14 protein-coding genes are annotated in these 19,697 nt (G+C 74.0%); 10 read left to right on the forward strand and 4 right to left on the reverse strand.

Going from position 1 to position 19,697, the window contains the following annotated elements; translation table 11 throughout:
* Positions 1 to 145: 145 nt before the first annotated feature.
* The 6 genes from NH2_RS26700 to NH2_RS26720 all read left to right on the forward strand — a co-directional run bounded on the left by NH2_RS26700 (position 146) and on the right by NH2_RS26720 (position 6,819).
* Positions 146 to 928 carry an SDR family oxidoreductase gene (locus NH2_RS26700; protein ID WP_067660298.1) on the forward strand — a complete coding sequence of 261 codons (783 nt, stop codon included), beginning with the start codon at positions 146 to 148 and terminating at the stop codon, positions 926 to 928.
* A gap of 74 nt (positions 929 to 1,002) precedes the next feature.
* Positions 1,003 to 2,118, forward strand: coding sequence for a hypothetical protein (locus NH2_RS26705; protein WP_067660301.1), 1,116 nt, complete (start codon positions 1,003 to 1,005; stop codon positions 2,116 to 2,118).
* Positions 2,105 to 3,661, forward strand: coding sequence for a hypothetical protein (locus NH2_RS26710; protein ID WP_084505926.1), 1,557 nt, complete (start codon positions 2,105 to 2,107; stop codon positions 3,659 to 3,661). The genes NH2_RS26705 and NH2_RS26710 overlap by 14 nt, the downstream gene beginning before the upstream one ends.
* A gap of 240 nt (positions 3,662 to 3,901) precedes the next feature.
* On the forward strand, positions 3,902 to 5,734 hold the full coding sequence (locus NH2_RS26715; protein ID WP_067660304.1) for a phosphoenolpyruvate carboxykinase (GTP): 1,833 nt from the start codon (positions 3,902 to 3,904) through the stop codon (positions 5,732 to 5,734).
* A 322-nt stretch (positions 5,735 to 6,056) separates the two neighbouring features.
* The gene (locus NH2_RS29095) at positions 6,057 to 6,224 is read left to right on the forward strand and encodes a hypothetical protein (RefSeq protein ID WP_157103989.1); all 168 of its coding nucleotides are present in this window, start codon (positions 6,057 to 6,059) and stop codon (positions 6,222 to 6,224) included.
* 277 nt (positions 6,225 to 6,501) lie between these two features.
* Positions 6,502 to 6,819, forward strand: coding sequence for a hypothetical protein (locus NH2_RS26720; protein WP_245650786.1), 318 nt, complete (start codon positions 6,502 to 6,504; stop codon positions 6,817 to 6,819).
* A gap of 10 nt (positions 6,820 to 6,829) precedes the next feature.
* Here NH2_RS26720 and NH2_RS26725 read toward each other — a convergent pair whose 3' ends face one another.
* Complete coding sequence (locus NH2_RS26725) at positions 6,830 to 7,657, reverse strand: class I SAM-dependent methyltransferase (protein ID WP_439951793.1); 828 nt, start codon at positions 7,655 to 7,657, stop codon at positions 6,830 to 6,832.
* Positions 7,658 to 7,777: 120 nt separating this feature from the next.
* Here NH2_RS26725 and NH2_RS26730 point away from each other — a divergent pair, with 120 nt between their 5' ends.
* Positions 7,778 to 8,959: a glycosyltransferase family 4 protein gene (locus tag NH2_RS26730; protein ID WP_067660309.1), complete on the forward strand. Its 1,182-nt coding sequence runs from the start codon at positions 7,778 to 7,780 to the stop codon at positions 8,957 to 8,959.
* Here NH2_RS26730 and NH2_RS26735 read toward each other — a convergent pair.
* Positions 8,916 to 10,679, reverse strand: a complete 1,764-nt coding sequence (locus NH2_RS26735) for an MmpA family trehalose lipid delivery protein (RefSeq protein ID WP_067660312.1) — start codon at positions 10,677 to 10,679, stop codon at positions 8,916 to 8,918. The two genes, NH2_RS26730 and NH2_RS26735, sit on opposite strands and share 44 nt — an antisense overlap.
* A 254-nt stretch (positions 10,680 to 10,933) precedes the next feature.
* Between NH2_RS26735 and NH2_RS26740 the strand changes: the two genes are divergently transcribed.
* Both NH2_RS26740 and NH2_RS26745 read left to right on the forward strand, forming a co-directional pair.
* A complete protein-coding gene (locus tag NH2_RS26740) occupies positions 10,934 to 12,190 on the forward strand; it encodes a polysaccharide biosynthesis protein (protein ID WP_245650789.1) in 1,257 nt (418 codons plus the stop codon).
* 29 nt (positions 12,191 to 12,219) lie between these two features.
* Positions 12,220 to 12,549, forward strand: coding sequence for a TfoX/Sxy family protein (locus NH2_RS26745; protein WP_067660317.1), 330 nt, complete (start codon positions 12,220 to 12,222; stop codon positions 12,547 to 12,549).
* Between the two features lie 45 nt (positions 12,550 to 12,594).
* On the opposite strand, the gene pgfA is transcribed toward NH2_RS26745, so the two are convergent.
* Positions 12,595 to 13,752, reverse strand: coding sequence for a cell envelope lipid trafficking protein PgfA (gene pgfA / locus NH2_RS26750; protein ID WP_067660320.1), 1,158 nt, complete (start codon positions 13,750 to 13,752; stop codon positions 12,595 to 12,597).
* A 198-nt stretch (positions 13,753 to 13,950) separates the two neighbouring features.
* On the opposite strand from pgfA, the gene NH2_RS26755 reads away from it, so the two are divergent.
* On the forward strand, positions 13,951 to 15,108 hold the full coding sequence (locus tag NH2_RS26755) for an acyltransferase family protein (protein ID WP_067660323.1): 1,158 nt from the start codon (positions 13,951 to 13,953) through the stop codon (positions 15,106 to 15,108).
* A 164-nt stretch (positions 15,109 to 15,272) separates the two neighbouring features.
* Here NH2_RS26755 and NH2_RS26760 read toward each other — a convergent pair whose 3' ends face one another.
* Entirely contained in the window at positions 15,273 to 19,676 is a 4,404-nt protein-coding gene (locus NH2_RS26760; RefSeq protein WP_084505928.1) for an alpha-(1->3)-arabinofuranosyltransferase domain-containing protein, read from the reverse strand.
* Positions 19,677 to 19,697 lie beyond the last annotated feature (21 nt).

Below are 19,697 nucleotides of genomic sequence, written 5' to 3' on the forward strand. Positions count from 1 at the left end.
AGTGACAGTAAACGGGCGGTGTGCCGTTACGCCTGGGTGAGAAAAGACTTCCGCTGCCGGGCAAGGGGTTTCGGAACACTCCCGTAATCCCGCGGCTACCAGCATGTCATTCGCGCCGCACAACCCCGGCACTAGACTGCGCGGCATGAGCAAACCCACCGTCTTCGTCACCGGCGCGGCCGCTGGCATCGGCCGGGCAACCGCGGCGCTCTTCGCGGCCCGCGGCTACCTGGTGGGCGCCTGCGACGTCGACGAGGTCGGGCTCTCCCGGCTCGCCGCCGAGCTGCCTGCGGGCAGCGTGCAGACCGCGGTGCTCGACGTCACCGACCGGGAGCAGTGGGAGCTGCGGCTGCGCGAGTTCCACGAGCGCGCGGGGCGGCTCGACGTGCTGGTCAACAATGCCGGGGTGCTGCGCTCCGGCCGGTTCGAGGAGATCGGCCTCGCGGCGCACCGCGCGCTGCTCGACGTCAATATCGGCGGGGTCGTCATCGGCACGCACGCCGCCTTCCCGTACCTGCGCGACACCGCGGGCGCGCAGGTGGTGAACCTCTGCTCGGCCTCGGCCATCTACGGCCAGCCGGAGCTGGCCACCTACGGCGCGAGCAAGTCCGCGGTGAAGAGCCTCACCGAGGCGCTGGATCTGGAGTGGCGCAAACACGACATCCGGGTGCTCGCCATCTGGCCGCTCTTCGTCGCCACCGGCATGGTCGACGGGCTCGATATCGGCAGCACCCGCTCGCTCGGCATCCGATTGACCTCCGACGACGTCGCCGACGGCATCTGGGCGGCCACCCGGCGCGGCACCCGGCTGCGGCCGGAGAAGGTGCACTACGAGATCGGGGTGCAGGCCAAGGTGCTGGCGACCACCGCCAAGTACGCGCCGTCCTGGGCGGTGCGCCGGGCCAACCGGTTCTTCAGCGGCACCTGACTCCGGCGCCCCGGCTCTGACACAATGCCGGGCAGCGGGGCGCGGGGCCGCCCCGGCGAGGGGGCGAAGCACAGATGACGACGGCCGTCGATCGCACCGGGCCGGTGCCGGGGGCGGCGGATCCGCTGGACGAGCTGGTGCGCACCCTCGCCATCGGCGCCGCGGCCGACCAGCGCATCGGGGAGCGGCTCGGTGCGGCGGCGCGGCGGGCGCGCCGAGCGCCGGTCATCCAGATCACCGGGCGCTCCGGGGCCGGGCGCAGCACGGTGGCGGCGGCGCTCGCGCTGCTCTCCGCGGTGGAGACCGGGCCGGTGGACGAGCCGGGCACCGCCGACCCGGTGCTGGACGGCGACATCGTGGTCTACGTGATCGCGGGCGCGCCGCTGCCCGCCGACCGGCGCGCGCTGGACGCGGTGCCGGAGCAGCGCGCCGTCGTAGTGCTGAACAAGGCCGATGCCATCGGCACGCGCTGGTCCGACGCGGTGGCGGCGGCCGAGCGGTGCGCCGCCGAGCTGGGCATCGCCACCGTCCCCGTGGTCGCGAGCCTGGCGGTGCGGACCCGGGCGGGCACCGTCTCCGCCGACGACCTCGCCGCGCTGCGCGCCCTCGCCGAGCGCGACGACCCCACCCTCACCCTCGCCCCCGACCTCTTCCTCGCGCCCGGCCCCGACCTCCCGGTGCGCGAGCGGCTGCTCCGGGACTGGGACCTCTACGGGGTGACCTGCGCGCTGGCCGCGCTCCGGGCCGATCCCCGGCTCGGCACCAGGGCGCTGCTGCAACTGCTGCACGCGGCGTCCGGGATCGACCCGCTGCACGGGCTGCTGCACCGGCGCTACGAGCAGATCGGGGCGCTGCGCGGCGGGGAGCTGCTCGACGAGATCGCCCGGCTCGCGGCGCGCGCGGTGCCCGCGGGCGGGAGCGTCGCCCGCGACCTGCTCGAGCGCCACCTCGACGGCGACGAGGCGCGCTGGCTCGGGCTGCGCGCCGGGCTCGCCTGCCCCCAGGTCGCCCACCTGGCCGCGGGCTACCCCTCGCCCGCCCCCGCCGACGCGGACGACGCCATGGCCCGCGCCGACCGCTGGCGCGCCGTCGCCGGCGGCGACCTGCCCGCCCCCGCCCGCCGCGCCGCACTCCGCGTGCACGCGGGCTACGTGCGCCTCTGGGAACGGCTCAGCGGTGCCGGACTCTGAGCCCGAAGCAGCGGCCGCGCCACCCGCGCCCGGCGCGAGCCCGGATCCGAGTGCCGAGTCAGCGCAGGACGTCGAGCTCTCGGCCGAGATCGAGGCGCTGATCGCACGCTGGAACCCGCAGGGCATGGCGCTGCTGCGCGCGGTGCGCGGCACCGGCGGCGGCTCCAGGGTCACCCTGATCGGCCCGGACGACGCCAACACCACCGTGCTCCGCACCGAGCTGGCCCGCTTCGAGCCCCGCGTCGAGCTCGCCGACCCGGTGCCTGGCATCGCCGCCTCGGTGGAGACCACCTCCCCGCGCGGCGCCGCACCGGGCCCGGTCGCGCTGGTCCTGCTGGACGCGGGCACGGTGCTCGGCAACGACACCGTCGACCTGCTGCGCAGGTTGCGCGCCGACGGCACGCACGTCCTGCTCGCGCTGAACGGAACGCACGCGCACCGCGACTGGCGCGCCGTCGCCGACCGGGACGGGGCGCTGCTCCGCGCGGCCGGGCTGGATCTGCCGATCCTCCCGGTCTCGGCCCGCCTCGCCGCGGCCGCCCGCGGCGGCGACCCAGCCCTGCTCGACCGCTCCGGCCTGGCCGCCCTGCACGCCGAGCTCTGCGCCGCCGCCGCCGGCGCGGGCGGCCCGGAGCGGGTGGCCGCGGTCACCACCCGGGTCCTCACCGAGACCAGGCAGCGGATCGCCGACCAGGTGACGGTCCTGCGCACCGGCTCCGACGAGCTCGCGCTGCGCGCCGAGCGCACCGCCCTGATCGCGGCGAGGGACGGCGGCCGCACCACCGCCATCGCCACCCTGCGCGGCCAGCTGCACCTGGCGCGGGTCGACCTGCTCACCGAGGTCGGCGCCCGGGTCCGCGCGCTGCACACCGCCGCCCGCGCCGAGCTGGACAAGCTGGCCCGCTCCGACCTCGCCACCTACCCCGACCACCTGCAGTGGTCGGTCAACGAGCTCACCGCCGCCCTCGACGCCGCCATCGAGCAGCGCTCCGCCGAGCTGGCGACCCGGGTCGACGGCGAGGGCGCGACGGTCCCGCTGCGCCGCCGGGAACCGGCGCCCCGGGTCGGCCCCGACCCGGAGCCGAGGCACCGCGGCGTCGAGGACCACCTGATGATCGCGCTCGGCGCCTCCGCAGGCGTCGGGCTCGGCAGGCTCACGGTCGCCCCCTTCTCGCTGCTGCCCGCGCTGGACGCGGCGAGCGTCCCGGTCACCCTGCTGCTCGGCGCGGGCGCCGCCGCCTGGGTGGTGCGGGCGCGCGGCCAGGTGGCCGAGCGCAACCACGTCCGGCAGTGGGCGGCGGACGCGCTCGTCAATGTGAAGGCTCAGCTCGAGCAGCGGGTCGCCACCGCGCTGGTGACCGCGGAGACGGCGCTCTCCGATCATGTGGTACAAGCCACATCCGCCAGGGTGGTGGACACCGACCGCCGGGTGGCCGAGCTGGAGGCCGGGATTCGCAGGTCCGCCGCCGAACGCCCAGGTCAGCTCATTGCCTGCGAGCGCGATATCGAAAGCCTGAACCGATGGATTCCGGTTGTGAAATAGGTTTCTCCTGGGTACTCCATAGCCATCCCGATGCCGTACCGACCGTCACATCGCGTTAACCTCTTAGCAGGAACCTGGGCGTCCGCTTCGTCCGTACACGCCGCCCGGTTGGGCGATCCGCCGATCGGTCGTAGCGGGTGCTTTACCGCCAATGGTGGCGCTCGGTGTGTTCGCGCTGGTCACGGGCCTAGGGCCAGGCGGCGGAGCACCGGGGCGGCTGCCCGTCTCAGGAGAGTTTTCATGACCTCAGCGACCATTCCCGGTCTTCGTGGATCCGACGGCAAGGCGCCGACCGAACATGCCGAACTGCTCGCCTGGGTGCAGGAGGTCGCAGAACTCACGCAGCCGGACCGCGTGGTGTGGGCGGACGGTTCGGACGAGGAGTGGGACCGACTGACCACCCAGCTCGTCGAGGCGGGCACGTTCAAGCAGCTGGACCCGAAGAAGAAGCCGAACTCCTTCCTCGCGCTCTCCGACCCCTCGGACGTCGCCCGGGTGGAGTCGCGCACCTACATCTGTTCCAAGACCGAGGCCGACGCGGGCCCGACCAACAACTGGGTCGACCCCGCGGAGATGCGCGCCACCATGACCGAGCTGTACCGCGGCAGCATGCGCGGCCGCACCCTCTACGTGGTGCCGTTCTGCATGGGCCCGCTCGGCGCCGAGGATCCCAAGCTCGGCGTCGAGCTGACCGACTCCGAGTACGTGGTGGTCTCCATGCGGGTGATGACCCGGATGGGCAGCGCGGCGCTGGAGAAGCTCGGCACCGACCGGCCGTTCGTCAAGGCGCTGCACTCCGTCGGCGCCCCGCTCGCCGACGGCCAGGCCGACGTGCCGTGGCCGTGCAACGACACGAAGTACATCACGCACTTCCCGGAGAGCCGGGAGATCTGGAGCTACGGCTCCGGCTACGGTGGCAACGCGCTGCTCGGCAAGAAGTGCTACTCGCTGCGCATCGCCTCGGCCATGGCGCACGACGAGGGCTGGCTCGCCGAGCACATGCTGATCCTCAAGCTCATCTCCCCGGAGAACAAGGCCTACTACATCGCAGCCGCCTTCCCGAGCGCCTGCGGCAAGACCAACCTGGCCATGATCCAGCCCACCGTCCCCGGCTGGCGCGCCGAGACCCTCGGTGACGACATCGCCTGGATGCGGTTCGGCAAGGACGGGCAGCTCTACGCGGTCAACCCGGAGTTCGGCTTCTTCGGCGTCGCGCCGGGCACCAACAAGAAGTCCAATCCGAACGCTATGGCCACGGTCGAGGCGGGCAACACCGTCTACACCAATGTCGCGCTCACCGACGCGGGCGACGTCTGGTGGGAGGGGCTGGAGGGCGAGCCCGACCACCTGATCGACTGGAAGGGCAACGACTGGTACCTCCGCGAGACGGAGACGCTGGCCGCGCACCCCAACTCGCGCTACTGCACCCCCATGTCGCAGTGCCCGATCCTGGCCCCCGAGTGGGACGACCCGCAGGGCGTGCCGATCTCGGCGATCCTCTTCGGCGGGCGCCGCAAGACCACGGTCCCGCTGGTCAGCGAGTCCTTCGACTGGCAGCACGGCGTGTTCATGGGCGCCACGCTCTCCTCCGAGCAGACCGCCGCCGCCGAGGGCAAGGTCGGCACCGTGCGCCGCGACCCGATGGCCATGCTGCCCTTCCTCGGCTATCACGTCGGCGACTACCTGGGGCACTGGATCAATATCGGCAAGAACGCCGATGCCGGGAAGCTGCCCAAGATCTTCTACGTGAACTGGTTCCGCCGGGGCGCCGACGGCCGCTTCCTGTGGCCCGGATTCGGCGAGAACTCCCGCGTGCTGGAGTGGATCGTCGGCCGGATCGAGGGCACCGCCGCGGCCGAGGAGACCGCCATCGGCCACGTGCCGACCGCCGGTCAGCTCGACCTCGACGGCCTCGATGTCGAGGCGGCCGATGTCGACGAGGCGCTCGCGGTGAACGCCGAGGAGTGGCGCAAGGAGATCCCGCTCATCGAGGAGTGGTTCGAGTTCGTCGGTGACAAGCTGCCGTCCGGCGTGCGCGACGAGTTCGAGGCGCTGAAGCAGCGGCTCGGCTAGTCGGTCGCGTCTCCGCGCGACGGGTGCACGGCCCTGGGGAGGCCCGTGCACCCGTCGCGCACGCGGCAGCCGCTGGAGGCCACCGGGCTGCCGATGGAAGTCGTTGCGGCGCAGGCGGGTTTCGGCAGCGTCACCGCGCTGCGCGCGCCGCCCCCGCACGCGCCCCCGCCGCGTACCGCCGATGAGGAATTCCGGTCGTTCGCGTTTACCGGACGCGTTCCAGGGGAATTCTCGGGATGCCATGAGGTCGGGCTTCGGTGGCATATGCTTCTCGCGTTCGACCTGGGTCAACGAAATACGGGCGCGCGGAAGGTGTCGGGACATGACCGATCTGGATACCGGTGCAATGCGTGACATTCTGCCGAGCACTCCGCTCCGGCGCGCCGCTTCCCGCCTGGATTCCGTTCTGCCCCCCGGGTTTCGGGTGGAGATCGTCGACGCCGACCCGGAGCCCGCCCCCGTCCTCCGCGTTGTCACGCTGGACGATTGATTCTTTGAAACTGCGCCCCGCAGGGGGCGAGTTCTGCGAGCACGTTCGCGACTTTGTTCGCGGCCGAGAAGCGCGGCACGTTGCATTTCCAGTGCCGAAATGTCTGTAGCGTGTTCTATTTCTGCGCTCTGCCACAGCTCCGTCCGCTATGAATTCCGACCTCCCGGTTCGCTTTTCGTCAAACGCACTATTGCGTTTTGTTGCTGATCGATGGATGCTGGTAACTGAAAGTCCGCTCGATCGAGACACAACCGAGACCGATTGGGGAGATCGCGACATGGCGGTGCACGTGATCGGACGATCGCTGATGACCAGCGACCGGACCGACCATCAGGCCAAGTCCGTCGGCACCGGAGGGTGGGTGGTGTCGTTTCTGCCCGGTCGCACCCTCACGCTGGAGCAGGCGACCGCGGCGATGCAGGCGGCGGAGGCGGTGGTGACGGTCGGCGCTCTGGCCGGTCAGGTCGGGCTCACCGCCATGGAGACGGTCGGGCTGGCGATGCAGGAGCCGCCGTGGCCCGCGCCGTCCGCCGCGCAGGCCGTCCGCCCGGCGCGGCTGCGCGGGCTGGTCTCCGCGGTGGCCCAGCGAGCCTGACAGCCAACTTTCAGCGACCGGCCGGTCGGTCCGGTGCAATGGCCACCACGACCAGATTGCTGACGAGTAACTCGCGGATAATCGGGATGCGCACGAGCCACCACGCCCAGCGTGGGTGGTAGCGCGGGAAAATCGCCTCGACCTGCGCGGGAGTGCGGGAGGCCCAGCGGAGTCCGGCCGCGGCGCGGACCGCGAAGAGCGATCGGCCGAACCGGTTCTTCGGCTCTCGGCCGTGCTTGCGCCGGTACTTGCGCGCGGCGTACTCGCCACCCAGGTAGTGCCATGGCCCGGTCTCGTGGCCACCGAACGGGCCGTGCCACACGGTGTAGGAGAGCACGACCAGCCCGCCGGGGCGGGTCACCCGGACCATCTCGTCCGCCATCAGCCAGGGGTCGGGGACGTGCTCGGCCACATTCGAGGACAGGCAGATGTCCACCGCGCCGTCCCGGAAGGGCAGCGCCATGCCGGAGCCGCGCACCGCGCCCGGCACCGAGAGCCCGGCGGCGTGCATCTCCGATGGGTCCGGCTCCACCGGCAGGTAGCGCGCCCCCGCGCGGTCGAACTCGTCGGCGAAGTAGCCGGGGCCGCCGCCCACGTCGAGCACGGTGGTGCCGGTGAGGTCGCGGCCAGTGGCGTCGAGGTAGAAGTCCGCGATCAGCTCGGCGGTGTCGGTCGCGAGGCCGCCGTAGAAGACGGCGGGGTCGGACTGCTCGAAGCGGAAACTGCCGAGCAGCCGCAGGGAGCGGCGCAGCGTCGCGCGCCGGGCGAAGGTCGGGGTGCCGCGGCGGGCGGGCGTGGCCGCGCGCCGGGCGCGGTCGGTGTTCACGGCTCGGAGCACGGCGCCGAGTCTCGCACAGCGGCGCGGGGCGGCGGCCCGGGAGATGTCCGGTCCGGCGCGGAGCCGGGGATATAGGGTGTATCGACATTCCCGGCCGACGACGACGAGAGAAGCTCCATCGTGCGCGAAGTGCTCCTGCTCTGCTGGCGCGATACCGGGCACCCGCAGGGCGGCGGCAGCGAGCGGTACCTGGAGCGGGTGGGGGCGCGGCTGGCGGCGCAGGGCGTCAAGGTCACGCTGCGCACCGCCGGGTACCGCGGCGCGGCGCGGCGGGAGCGGGTCGACGGGATCGAGATCAGCCGCGGCGGCGGGCGCTACACCGTCTACCCGCGGGCGCTGGCCGCCATCCTGCTCGGCCGGATCGGGGTCGGGCCGCTGCGCGGGCTGCGGCCGGACGCGGTGATCGACACCCAGAACGGCATCCCCTTCTTCGCCACCCTGGCCGCGGGCGCGCCCGCCGTCGTGCTGGTGCACCACGGGCACCGCGAGCAGTGGCCGGTGGCGGGCGTCCTGGTCGGGCGGATCGGCTGGTGGATCGAGTCGTGGCTCTCGCCGCGGGTGCACCGGCGGAATCAGTACCTCACCGTCTCGCTGCCATCGGCCGAGGAGCTGGCCACGCTCGGGGTGCGGCGCGAGCGGATCGCGGTCGTGCGCAATGGCGCCGAGCCGGTGCCCGCCGGGGTGCGCCCCGGCGACCGGGAGACCCGGGCGGCGGCGCCCCGGCTCGTCGTGCTCTCCCGGCTGGTGCCGCACAAGCAGATCGAGGACGCGCTGGACGCCACCGCCGCGCTGCGCGGCCGCTTCCCCGGGCTGCGGCTCGACGTCATCGGCGACGGGTGGTGGGCGGAGAACCTGAAGGCGTACGCGCGCGAGCTGGCCATTGCCGACGCGGTGACCTTCCACGGGCACGTGGACGAGGAGCGCAAGCACGAGCTGCTCGGGCGGGCCTGGGTGCAGGTGCTGCCCTCGCGCAAGGAGGGGTGGGGGCTGGCCGTGATCGAGGCGGCGCAGCACGGGGTGCCGACGATCGGGTACCGGAGTTCGCGCGGGCTCACCGACTCCATCGTCGATGGGGTGACCGGGGTTCTCGTCGACGATGCCGAGCAGCTCGCGGCGGCCGCGGCGGAGCTGCTGGGGGACGGGCCGGGGCGGGCCGTCATGGGGGAGAAGGCGCGGGCGCGGGCGCGGGAGTTCTCCTGGGAGCAGACGGGGGACGGGGTGCACACGGTGCTGGCCGCTGCGGCCTCGGGTGGGTATGTCAGTGGGCTGATCGGGGCGCGGGAGAGTTCCGAGCTCGGTTGAGCGGTGGCCGCGCGCCGCGCGGGCGGCGTTTCGGGTGGAGCGCGGCGGTGGCCGCGGCGCCGACGAGCAACAGGGCGGCCCAGAGCAGGTGGGTTCCGCCCGTGATGCGGCGGGCGTCCGGGCCGGGCCGGTCGGGGAGGGCGGGGCCGGGGACGCGGTAGAGGGTGAGGTCCGCGTCGGTGTAGACCGGGGCCCCGAGCTGCGCGAGGGTGCGGGCGGACTCGCCGAGCGGCCCGGGGGTGCGGTGCTCGACCAGGATCCAGCCGACGCCGGAAGCGGCGACCTCACCCGCGGGTGCGCCGGCGAGCAGCGCCCGCTCGACCCGCGCCGCGCGCCTGCCCTCGCCGGTGACGGTGCCGCTGCGCACCGGGAGTTCGCCGGTCTGGAGTACGTCGGCCGGGAGCAGTCGCGGGGCGGGGTCGAGCACCGGCGGCTCGCCCGACCAGGGGAAGCGGCGGAACATGCCGCCGGGGAGTACCGCGATATCGCCGGGGTGCCCTGCCTCCTCGATCGCGGTGGCCGCGCGGGCCCACCCGGCTGGGTAGCGCACCGGGCGCAGTGCGCCGCTCGCGCCGAACGCCAGATCGGCGAGCGGCAGGGTGAGCAGGGCGATGAGCAGCGCCGCGACGGCGACCGGCGCCCGCCGGGCGAGCACCACCGCGCCCGCCGCTGCCGCGAGGGTGTAAGCGGGGACGGCGAGGGCCACGTACTTCTGGGTGTCGCGGAGCAGTCCGGCGCCGGGGATCGCCGTCACCAGTCGCTCGCCGAGGTCGAGGCCGAAGGGGGTGGCGCCGAGCGCGGGCAGCACGATCGCGGCCAGCGCGACTCCGGCGAGAGTGCGGCGCAGGGCGGTCTCGTCGCGGAGCCCGGCGGCGAGCAGGCGGCGCAGGCCGGCCCCGACGAGCAGGAGCAGCAGTGCGGTGCCGATCAGGGCGAGCGGGCCGGTGCGGGAAGCCGGGACGGCGTCGGCGTTCCAGATGCCGCCGAGCCCGGCCAGCGCACCGAGCGTGCCGAGGCCCGGCTCCGCGCGGGCGGCGAAGGCGGCGATTCCGGCGGGGTCCGAGTGCTCGCCCGCCGAGCCGGAGAGCGCGGCCGCCGCCAGCCACGGGGCGGCGGTGCCGAGCCAGAGCAGAGCGGTGCCCGGGATGCGGCGCGGGCCAACCGTGAGCAGGGCGAGTGCGCCCGCCAGGAGCGCGCCGGTCGGGGTGAGGCCCGCTGCCGCCAGGCACAGGGTGAGCGCGGCCCAGGCGGCGAGCCTGGTTCGGCCGGTGACGTGGCTGTCGCGCAGGCGCAGTGCCGCGAGGACCGTCCACGGCAGGGCGGCGTAGCCGGTGAGCAGGCTCCAGTGGCCCTGCAGCAGGCGCTCGGCCACGTACGGATTCCAGAGCGCCACCGTCACCGCGACCAGCTGCGCGTACAGCGGTGCGTTCAGCAGTCGGCGGGCGAGCACGCCCGCGCCGACCCCGGCTGCCCACAGCGCGAGCAGCAGGACGGCCTTCACCACCAGCCCGCCGTCCACCACGGTGGAGAGCACGGCAAGCGCCGCGTCCTGCGGGACGGCTCGCGGGGCGGCGTCGCCGAGGCCGAGTGCGGAATCGGTCAGGTACGAGCGCGGTGTGCTCACGGCGTCGCGCAGCAGGAGATGCCCCGGGGCGAGGAGGGGGGCGAGGATCAGCACAGCGAGCAGTGCGCTGTAGGCCGGAACGGCCGCGGCGCGCAACCGTGCGCGAGCGGGCGCCCCGCTGTCCGCGGTGGCTGTCGCGGGCACCCGACCAGCCGCCTCGTCCGGGGGCGGAGCCCCACCGGGGCTCTGCGCCCCCACTTCCGGCCCTGACTCGCTCACGCCGGATCACCCTACGGTCCGGCGGTGGGCCGGGGCGGCACGGGCCGCGGGGCGGGTGCGACGATGGGGCCGTGTCCGCTGCGCGTCGTCCTCCCCTGGTGGCGGATCTGACGTTGGTGACGGCGGGCGCCATGGTCGCCAATGCGGCGGGGTACCTGCTGCAGCTGCTGGCCGGGCGGTGGCTCGGCGCGGCGGGGTACAGCGAGTTCGCGAGCCTGCTCGCGGTGCAGCTGCTGTGCGCGGTGCCCGCGCTCGCCCTGCAGAACGTGATCGCGCGGGAACTCGTGCGCGGGGCGCCGGTCGCCGCGCTGCGCGCCACCCGCACCCGGTGCGCCGTCATCGTGGCGGCGCTCGCCGCGCTGCTGGTGCCGGTGGTGTCGGTGGCGCTCGATATCGGCGCGCTCGCCTGCACGGCGGCGCTGGTCGCCGCGCCCGCGCTGGTGCTGGTCTCCGGGGAGCAGGGGATCCTGCAGGGGCAGCGGCGGTTCCGCGCGCTCGCCGTCGTCCTGGGCTGCACCGGCATCGCGCGGGTCATCCCAGCCCTGACGGTCCTCGCCCTCGGCGCCGGAGCCGCCGCCGCCCTCACCGCGGCCGCCCTCGGCCTCGCCGCCGCCGCGGCCTACGCCCGCTACACCGCGCGCAGTGGGGTGAAGGCGGCTCGGGCCGCCACCTCGCCCGCCCGGACCGGCGATTCCGCCGCCTGCGGTGCCACGACCGCCGCGGTCGCCGCGATCCCCACCGCCGGAGCTGCTGTCTCCGCGCTCGGCGATCGCCGGACCGCCGTCCGGGAACGCACGGCGGGGGTCACCGCGGTGCTGCGGGCGGCGCAGGTGCAGGCGGCGCTCATGGCACTCTCCTCGGCGGACCTGATCCTGGCCCGCATCGTCCTGGACGAGGCGGACGCGGGCCGCTACGCCCTCGGCACCATCGCGACGAAGATAGCGTTCTGGCTCCCGCAGGCGGTCGGCGTCGTGCTGTACCCGCGGATGGCGCAGCCCGCGCAGTCCGCGCGCGCCATCCGCGACGCGCTGGCGGTGCTCTCCGGAATCGGCGTCGCCGCGGTCGCGGGCGCCGCGCTCGCCGCACCGCTCGCCCCGATCTTCGCGGGCGCCGACTACGCCCCGGTGCAGAACCTGCTCTGGCTCTTCGCCCTGCACGGCGCGATCCTCGCGGTACTGCAGGGCGCCCTGCTCTCCGCCATCGCCGTGGACCGCACCGCCCCGGCGGCGCTCACCTGGGTCGGGCTCGCGGCCGAGGTGGTGCTCATGGCGACGCTCGCGCACTCGGTGCCCGCGCTGGTCACCGTGGCCGCGTGCACCGCGACGGTGACGACGGCGCTGGTCGCGGCGGTGGTCCTGCGCACCGCGGCGCGCCGCGGCACGACCTGAGTGTCGGTGCCGAGGCGCACACTGACCCGATGGCGTACGACGAGAAACTCGCCGACCGGGTCCGCGCGCTCCTGGAGCCGGGCCCGTTCACCGAGAAGAAGATGTTCGGCGGCCTCGCCTTCCTGCTCCGCGGCCACATGGCGGTCACGGTGAGCGGCAGGGGCGGGATCATGGTGCGGGTCGACCCGGACGAGGGCCGCGGGCTGCTCGACGGCACCGCGGTCACCCCCATGGTCATGGCGGGCCGGGAAGTGGACGGCTGGCTCCGGGTCAGCGCCGCGGCCGTCGCCGACGACACCGCCCTGCGCACCTGGGTCGCGCGCGGCACCGATTTCGTCGCGACCCTGCCCCCGAAATGAGGAAGGCCCCCGGCGCGCACACCGGGGGCCTTCCCTACCGCGACCTCAGGGCCGCTTGTTGATGTCGATCCGCTCGGTCGGCGCATCCGGGTTGCCGCGCGGCCTGCCCCCGGCGGGCGGCGCGGTCGACGGGCCGGAGCCGCCGAACGGCGCGGCGCGCTGCATCGCGGGCTGGGCGCTGCCGCCGCTGCGCAGGCCGAGCAGCACGCCGACGATCAGCGCGATCACACCGAGCACGCCGAAGACGATCGGCAGGATCCGGCCGTACAGCGAGAGCCGGTCGATATTGTCCTTGGCCACCGCGAGCTGCGACTCGATCGTGTTCTCGTCGAACACCACGTGCGACTTGAGCGCCGTCACCTCGGGGTTGTCGGCGGTGCGGGAGTAGTAGATGTTCAGCGCCTCGCCGCCCTTGACCACGGTGCCGGTCTGCGGCTCCACCCACAGGTCGCGGGTGTTGCTGTACCAGCGGAACATGGTCACCGGGGTGTCGCCGCCCTCGACGCCCCACTTGGCGGCGGGCAGCGTCAGCCTGTTGGTCGGCGAGGCGACCACGTCGTTCAGGTTGGTCGGCGGCACGACCTGCTGGAAGTGGTAGACCTTGGTGCTGTTGATCTCGGTCTCCTCGATGAAGTTCATGTCGGAGGTCTTGCGCGCGTTGAGATCGAAGTACGGGTAGGTCTTCTTCTCGGTGCCGATCGGGAACCGGTACTGCAGGCCGGTGTGCTGCACCGGGTCGGCGATGCTCTCGCCTTCCCTGGTGGTGGTCACGGCGATCGAGCCGTTCGGCTCGGTGCTGACCGGCTCACCGGTGACGCGGTCGATGGTGACCCGGTCGACGGTGGCGGTGAGCAGGCCGGTGTCGCCCTGCTTGTCGATCCGCCGGAGCGTCTGGCCCGCCTGCACCGTCATCTCGTCGGCGTTCGACGGGTCCTCGACGGTGAGGAAACGCTGCGAGATCAGCGGAACGTTGCTGTCCACCTTGGCCGATCCCTCGGGCGCGCTGAGCGACCTGGAGTCGAGCACCAGGCTCTCCTCGCCCTCCTGGCTCGCCGCGATCGTGGTGATCTCCAGGTCGAGGGGAGTCTTGGCGACCTTGCCGACGGTGTAGGTCGGGATCAGCAGCGCCGCGACGATCAGCAACGCACCGAGACCCACGAGCAGGCAGGCCACCGTCCTTCGGGTTCCGGCACTCAGTGCCATGCAACTCTCCTCGTCGTAGAACAGACGTTCCGGCGAGCAGCGAGGCGGGCCGCGTTGCTCGTGAGCCCAGACACTAACAGTCCGATGTCTTACCATGCGGTGCCGAGCCCGGATTGAACGGAGAAAACGTGCCAGTCCCGTAATCGGGATCATTCGGGCGATGCCGAGTGCCCCGCCGCCGGGGCAGACTGGAGTGCCGTGACCGCCACCGCCCGCACCGATCCGGCCCCGGACGCCGCCGCGCCGGTGCGGCCGCGGTCCTTCGTCCCCGCGCTGGAGGGGATGCGCGGCCTGGCGGCGCTCGGCGTGTTGCTCACGCACGTGGCGTTCCAGACCGCGGCGACCGCGATCCCGGTGGTCGGGCCGATTCTCTCGCGCTTCGACATGGCGGTGGCGCTGTTCTTCGGCCTCTCCGGCTTCCTGCTCTGGCGCCCGCACGCCGCCGCCGCGCGCGGGCTCGGCGCCGCGCCCGCGGCCGGGTACTACTTCCGGCACCGGGCCGCGCGGATCCTGCCCGCCTACTGGGTGGTGGTCGCGGTGGTGCTGGTGCTGCTGCCGAACGCGGCGGCCACCGCGGGGCTCCGGGTGTGGGTCTCCAACCTGTTGCTGCTGCAGGTGTTCGTCCCCTTGACGCTCACCGACGGGCTGACCCAGATGTGGAGCCTCTCGGTGGAGGTGGCCTTCTATCTGGTGCTGCCGCTGCTCGCGCTCGCGATGCTGCGGCTGCGCGGCGCGGCCGCCCGCTGGCGGGTCCCGGCGGTGCTCGCGCTCGCCGCGGTGACGCTCGGCTGGAATCTCCTCCCGGTGCCGACCCCCGATGCCATCCACGCCGACAACTGGCTGCCGGGGTACCTGCCCTGGTTCGCCGCCGGGATGTTGCTTGCCGAACTGGCCTACGTTGTCCAGCCGGGTTCACGCTGGGAGCGCATCGCCGGGCGCAGGCGCTGGATGTGGACGCTGGCGCTGCTCGCCTTCCTGCTCTCGGCCACCGAGCTCGCGGGCCCGCCCGGGTTGGTGCGGGCCGAGCCGTGGCAGTACGTGGTGAAGGTGGGGCTCGGTGCGCTCATCGGCTTCGGGCTGCTCGCGCCGCTGGTGCTGTGCGACCGGCCGCGCCCGCTGCTCTCCGCGCCGGTGGCGCTGGCGGTGGGGCGCTGGTCCTACGGCATCTTCATCTGGCACCTCGCGGTGCTCTGGGTGATCTTCCCGGTCTTCGGCATCCTGCCGTTCAGCGGCAGCTTCGCGAAGGTGCTGCTGCTCACCGTCGCCTTCACGCTGCCGGTGGCGGCGGCGAGCTACGCGCTGGTCGAGGAGCCGTGCCGGCAATTCGCCCGGCGCTTCGACCGACCGAGGCCCTGACGCTCGATCTCGGGCAGGTGGTGTTGCGGCTCGTGCGCGACGAGCGCGGCGGCACCGGTCAATTGGCGGGCTAGATCAATCGTGGCCTGGGTGCGGAGATCGTGGCCAGCCGGGTCTCGTCGTGCTCGAAACCGCACTCCCGCGCAGCATTCCATGTGGTCGGGCTAGCGACGGCGGGTGGGGAGTGCGGCGAGGCCGAGTGCGATCACCGCGATCACCGCGGGGAGCTGGGTGAGGAGGGCACCGCCCAGATAGCCGTCCGGGTGGCGCCACGGGCCGGTGGAGAGGGCGGCGGCCGACAGCAGTGTGCCGGTGCCCGCGAGTACGGCGAGGGTGCGGGCGGTTTCGATGCCGCGGCGGTTCAGGAGTTCCAGGGCGGCCCAGCCCGCGGCGGCGAGCGCGAGGCCGATCGGCCCCGCGATCAATCCGGTGACGGCGAGCACGCCGGTGCCGGCCGCGATTCGGGAGCTGTAGGGCGAGCAGGGTTTCGCGGCCGCGACAGTGCCGCGCCGGGGGATCGCCAGGAGTAGGAGGGGGACAAGGAGGAGCAGGCCGCCGAAGATGCCGAGGCGGTACCAGCGGTCGACCGGGAACGAGACGGTGACCGGGCCGGTTTCGCCGGGCGGGAGGAGCCAGGCCTGTTGCCAGCCGTCGACCACGACGGGGCGCAGTTCGGTGCCGTCGGGCGTGTGGGCGGACCAGCCGACATTGGTACTGAGGGGGAGGACCAGGAGGCGGGTGCCGTCGCCGGGGGGCGTCGGGGGCGGGGTGGTGCTGTCCAGGCGGAGGCGGTCGACGGTGAAAAGGGCTGTGGGCGCGACATTGACCTCGGACGCGCCCTGGGCGAGCGGGACGGAAACCGGGGCGGGGGCGGAGGGTTCCGCATCGTCGGCCGTGGTGCCGGTCTCGGCGGTCGGGCTCGTCGCATCCGGCGCGGTGCCGGACTCAGCGGTGGTATTCGGCTCGTCCGCCGTGGCGCCGGGAGTCGCGGCGGGGCCTGTCTCGTCCGGCGCTGCGCCGACCTCGGAACCTTCCGCAACCCCGCACACCTCGGCGGGAACCGGTGCACCGGAACGCAACTCCGCCGCGGTCGCGGTGACCGAGGTCTGGAGGACACTCCCGCCGACTGCGATCACCGGACCCAGCTCGCACGGCACCGTGATCAACCGGTCGAGCGGGACGGGGGCCGGGTAGTCGGGGCCGAGCACATCGACCTCGGCCAACCCGGGCGGCTGCGGCAGGGTGAAGCCGAGCGCGGTGCGGTCGAGCACCGTGCGCCACGCTGTGACGCTCAACTCGATCCGGTCGGTGACCGTGGGGAACAGCTCGATCCGGCTCGGCTCGGCGGGCTCCGCGTCACTGCCCGGCAGCGTCCGCACCTGCGGCCCGTTGCCGAGATTCACCGTGACCGAGGTGGGCGCGGCGGGTAATCCGCCGAGCGAGGGCGTGAGGTCGAGCCCGGTGACCAGCGCGGGCTCCGGCAGTTCGAGGGTCAGGGTCGGTGGCCCGTCGGCGCCGGCCCGCACGGTCTTCTCCGGCGCGGTCCAGCTGGTGCGCGGATCACCGTCGGTGGCGGCGAAGGCGGAGCCGCGCAGGTCGCCGACATCGCCGGTGCCGCGCGCGACCGGCCGGGCCGGGTCGGTGAGCAGCGCCTCCAGTTCGGGGCTCTGCCTGGTGCGCACGGTGAGCCGGGGCGTCACCTCGGCCGGCGCGGGCACCGCGAGGGTGCGCTGGAAGGCGCCGGGCTCCTCCGGCGCCAGCGCCAGCCCCTTGTGGCAGTGAATCCGGTCCGGCGCGTCGAAACAGGCGCTGCGGCCGGGGAATTCCTGGCCCAGGTCCCAGGCGGCGGGCGTGCCCGCGACCGGCGGCAGCGCGACCGTGTGCCGGATCGGCACCCGCACCGGCGCCTCCCGCACCGAGTAGTCGTCCAGCGCGATCTCGCTGATGCCGAACTGCCCGCCCCGGGTGCCGCCCTCGGTGCGAATCGCGGTGACGCTGACCCAATCGGTGCTGCCCGCGGGCAGCGAGACCGACACCGGCGCACCGGGTTCGGTGATCCGCGCGGAGACGCTGCCGCGCTCGGTGCGCACCTCGATCCATTTCACCGGGTCGCCGAGCGCGGCCGGGCTGGTAGTCACCCGGAGCAGCCCGGTGCTGATCGGGCGGTCCAGGTCCAGCCGCAGCCACTGGCCGAGCGCGTACTCGCCGCCATTGCTGAGCCAGGCGGTCGACGGGTCGCCGTCGACCGCGGCGGCGGTGGAGCTGCCCGGTGCGGCGCCGCCGATCTGCGTGGCGTCCGCCGCCGAGCTGGCGGCGGTCACGGTCGCGCCGCTCCACGCGCCCTCGACCGGGGCCGCGCCGGGCACCGGATAGTCCGGGACCAGGTTGTGCGTGCGGCGCGCGTCGTCCGGGGCGCGGACGGCGGAATTGTGGTTGTCCACCCGGCCGAAGTCGGTCTCCCGCGCCACCGGGGTATCGGTGACGGTCACCGGACCCACGGGCAGCCCGGCCGCGGCGGCATCGGCGGCGAGCAGCGCGGGGATCGGGGCGCCCGGGTCGCGGCGCAGCCGCTCCAGCACCTCGGGGCCGCCCTGCACCACCGGGACGTCGGCGAGCGCGACGCTGTACGCGCCGGGGAACGACTCCGGCGCCCCCACCCCGGACTGCACCCGCTCCGGGGTTCCGATGCCCGGCGCATCGACCGCGTAGAGCTCGATCGCCGGGTAGGCCGGGCGCAGGTCGCCGTCGACCACCAGCCCCTCGGCGATGGCGGTGGCCTCGATCCGCGGGCCGAACTCGGCCACCCTGCGCAGCCCGGGCGAGCCGTCCAGCGCGCGGTGCGCCAGCATGGGCCGGGTGGAGCGGGAGGTCTCCGGGTCCAGGTCGTTGCGCAGCACCAGCACCCCGATGCCCTGCGCGGCCAGCGTCGGCGCCAGCCCGGCCGAGGGGCGGCCGTCGGCGAGCAGCCGCTGCACCGAGTCCATGGCGCGGATGGTGCCCGGCGGGTTCAGCGGGACGGCGTCGCGCACCGCCCACGGGGTCGATGCCAGCGCCTGCAGTGGCTCGTCCCTGGTCAGCCCCCAGACCTGGCTGCCGAAGGGCGCGCCGGGGACGACCAGCGCCCTGGTGTCGGCGGCATTGGCGGAGAGCCACTCCGCTGTCTCCCGCCAGTACGGCGGCACGGTGTCGTAGGCGCCGCGCGGAGCCAGCTTGCCGGTCCACGCCAGCGAGGTGGAGAGCGCGACCGCGGCGAGCACCAGCGCGGCCACCGCGACCCGCCGGTCCCGCTCCGGGTGCGCCCACGCGCTGCGCCAGGTGCGCAGCGGCACCGAGGCGGGTAGCGGGATCCGGGCGAAGAGGTGCGCCAGCCCGAGTACCAGCGGCAGCCGGATGAGCGGCTCCAGCTTGTGCACATTGCGCAGCGGGGCGCCGCCGGAGTCGAGGAAGACCCGGATCGGCTCGGCGAACGGGCCGCCCATGGCGCCGAGGTAGCCCGCGCAGATCCCGGCCAGCCCGGCGAAGAGGATCAGGGTGAGCCTGCCCCGGTGCGGCATGGAGCGCAGCGCGAGCCCGGCGATGCCCGCGGCCGCGATCAGCCCGGTGGCGAGGACCGCGGCGGGCTGGGTCACCAGCACCGCGCCCGCGATGCGCTCCGGGGAGACGAAGGGGGTCCAGCTGTCGGTGCCGCGCAGCACCTCGGCGAGCGAGGCCCACTGGGTGGTGACGCCGGAGGATTCGATGTAGTCGAGGAACGGCGGGCTCACCCGGCCGAGCAGCAGCAGCGGGACCGCCCACCAGAAGGTGGCGAGCACGAGCAGCGGGATCCAGGCGGCGGTGAAGCGCAGCCAGCGGCGATCCGGGCGGTAGGAGGCCCACCAGAGCAGGGCGGGAAGGAAGGCGGCGACCGTCGCGACGGCGTTCACCGAGCCCATGAGCGCGAGCGCGAGCGCGCTGCCCGCGGGGGAGGTGGCGCCGCCGCGGATCAGGCCGCCGGAGTCCGCGCCGGGGCCGGAGTCCGCCCGCGCGACCTCGCCGTCAGCTGTGGGGGGCTCGGACCTGCCGTCGAGCGTTGCGGGCTCGGTTGCCTCGGGGGCGTCCGCGGTCGACCCACCGCCCGCCCGGCGCCGCACCACCGCGACGCCGAGCGCGGCGGGGGCGAGTAGCACCCAGGGCGCCAGCATCATGGGGAGCGTCTCGGAGGAGATGGAGCCGAGCGTGGTCAGCACCCGCGGGCTGAGCGCGAAGGCAACGGCCGCGATCACCCGCGATCCGCGGCTGCCGATGCCGAGCGTCTGGCAGAGCCGGATCACCCCCCAGAACCCGGCGAGCAGCAGCAGCGCCCACCAGATGCGCTGGGTCACCCAGGCGGGCAGCCCGAGCAGGTGCCCGGCGGAGAAGAAGGTGCCGTGCGGGAAGAAGTAGCCGTAGGCCTGGTTCTGCACCTGGCCCATCGGGGCCTGGCTGCTCCACAGGTGCGCGGCCCGGTCGAGGAAGCCGAGCGGATTCTGCGCGAGGTCGTACTTGGTGTCGGCGACGGTCAGGCCGGGGGCCTGCAGGAAGGAGAGCAGGAACGCCGCGACGACCGTGCC

This window comes from Nocardia harenae NBRC 108248, from assembly GCF_001612885.1.
Classification (GTDB): Bacteria; Actinomycetota; Actinomycetes; order Mycobacteriales; family Mycobacteriaceae; genus Nocardia; species Nocardia harenae.